2 protein-coding genes are annotated in these 1318 nt (G+C 52.3%); both read left to right on the top strand.

Annotated features, from left to right (window positions below):
• A partial coding sequence (locus HNP82_RS17740) for an LPXTG cell wall anchor domain-containing protein (protein ID WP_183776834.1) occupies positions 1-224 on the top strand: 224 nt, incomplete at its 5' end.
• 165 nt (positions 225-389) lie between these two features.
• The coding region (locus tag HNP82_RS17735; protein WP_183776833.1) for a fibronectin type III domain-containing protein at positions 390-1318 on the top strand (929 nt) is incomplete at its 3' end.

Raw genomic sequence — 1318 nt, 5'->3', positions numbered from 1 at the left:
GGAAAGTAACCAAAGAGGCCACCGAGACTGAAGCGGGTTCCAGAGAGCGCGGCTGTGCGGTCTGTGAATATGTGCAGACTGAAGCCATCCCTGCAGCGGGAACCGGCAGCCCCCAGACTGGGGACAGCAGCAACATGATGCTGTGGATCAGCCTGATGCTGGCCTCCGGCGGCGTGCTGGGAATGCTGCTTTACAGGCGGAAAAAGGCGGCGGCCGAGAAATAAGGCTGTGAGATAAAACAAAACCGGCAAAAGCGCCTGCGGGCGGGCTTCGTGCAAAATCCACAGCCCGCTCCGGCGCAGCCGGTATCCTTTTCAAGAAGGAATATCCCTTCTATCCTTTGGTACATACCAAAGGATAAGCAATCTTATTTGACAAGGAGAAACCAAATGCAAGCAAAAAGGAAACTGACGGCGCTGCTGCTTTCCCTGTGTATGCTGCTGGGGATGCTGCCAATGACCGCTTTTGCGGCGGGTGTACCGGCTGCGCCAACAAATCTGAAGCTGGAACTGACAGAAACCGGCTTAAAAGCCAGCTGGGATAAGCCGGAAACCACCGGCGGGCTGGATATCTTTGAGTATGAAGTGACCCTTTACGGACACTTTGACGGCACTGCCGGAGAAAAGACAAAGGTAGAGACAAAGACGGTTCAGCGGGAGACCACCTGCACCTTTACAAACACAGGAAATGCAGAAGGCGTTATCAATCCTACCTACGAGGTAGAGGTAAGAGCGAGAGAGGGCGTCTCCGGCACCGGCGACCCGGACAATCTATCGGGCTACTATGTGACGGAGTGGACTGGCTGGAGCAGTTCGAGCTCAGCATCGTATAAAACGTACGATTTCTCCGTTATAACGTCCGTCAATAAGTATTATACGGGAGTGGTCGATGTGGGGCTGCCAGGCAGCGAGAATAAGCTGTACCAGGAGGGTATAACGGCCACAGGGAATCCGGATGTCATAAAGCCTGATGGTACCACGAGTGAGAATGAGAAACAGGCAGTAACGGAACTGCTCTATCAGTATTTCGAGAAGAATAAGGCAACGGTTCCTGAGCTGGCGAATGTCACCAGGGATAACCTGATGGTCAAAACGGTGCTTGAGCGCATTGAGTTATCGAGAACAGTTGATCCCAATAACTACCAGATAATCTATGAGGTGGTAGATAAAGACTACACGCTCTATCTGGAATTCAATCCGGAAACGACGATTCCGGTTCATGAACACAGCTACGGCGACTGGCAGAAGGATGAAACCCAGCACTGGAAGGAATGCTCCTGCGGCGATAAAACTGAAGTGGGCAACCATACTTTCGATGA

This window comes from Catenibacillus scindens (genome assembly GCF_014202115.1).
GTDB classification, from domain to species: domain Bacteria; phylum Bacillota; class Clostridia; order Lachnospirales; family Lachnospiraceae; genus Catenibacillus; species Catenibacillus scindens.
This window is presented reverse-complemented; position numbering and strand designations above follow the sequence as displayed.